General features: G+C 42.7%; 3 tRNA genes. All 3 read left to right on the forward strand.

From position 1 onward, the window contains the following. Positions 1–51 precede the first annotated feature (51 nt). The 3 genes from AC5FEC_RS10400 (at position 52) to AC5FEC_RS10410 (ending at position 368) form a co-directional block, all read left to right on the forward strand. A tRNA-Arg gene (locus AC5FEC_RS10400) sits at positions 52–125 on the forward strand. A gap of 54 nt (positions 126–179) precedes the next feature. Next, positions 180–253 (forward strand) — tRNA-Arg (locus tag AC5FEC_RS10405). Between the two features lie 41 nt (positions 254–294). Beyond that, positions 295–368: transfer RNA gene (locus AC5FEC_RS10410), tRNA-Pro, on the forward strand. Positions 369–562 lie beyond the last annotated feature (194 nt).

The following is a 562-nucleotide window of genomic DNA, read 5'->3' on the forward strand; positions in this document are numbered from 1 at the left end:
GCAACGATCGTACCGGTTCGATTCCGGTCCTCGGCATGAGAGTTTAAAAGAGCACCCTTAGCTCAACTGGATAGAGTACCTGACTACGAATCAGGCGGTTAGAGGTTCGACTCCTCTAGGGTGCATAAAAGTTTGATTTTTTTGACTTTTATGTTATAATGTATTTAGTATGATGAAGAGCACCCTTAGCTCAACTGGATAGAGTACCTGACTACGAATCAGGCGGTTAGAGGTTCGACTCCTCTAGGGTGCATATTAGAACGAAGTCTCATGACTCCGTTTTTAGATTGTTCTCGGGAAGTAGCTCAGCTTGGTAGAGTACTTGGTTTGGGACCAAGGTGTCGCAGGTTCGAATCCTGTCTTCCCGATACTAGTTTTTTTGCTCTTTGTCAACTGTAGTGGGTTGATGTCAGCTAAGATCTGGAGAGGACAAAATTGGGCTCTTTTCTACCATTTGTCAAGTCTGTCAAGGCTTTAAGTGAAAAATGAGATAAGACAGTAGCTATTCCGAGGTTACTGTCTTATTTTTAACACTTTTTGAGCCATAAAAGGGCATGCAAAA

It is taken from the genome of Streptococcus sp. STC1396, assembly GCF_058933875.1.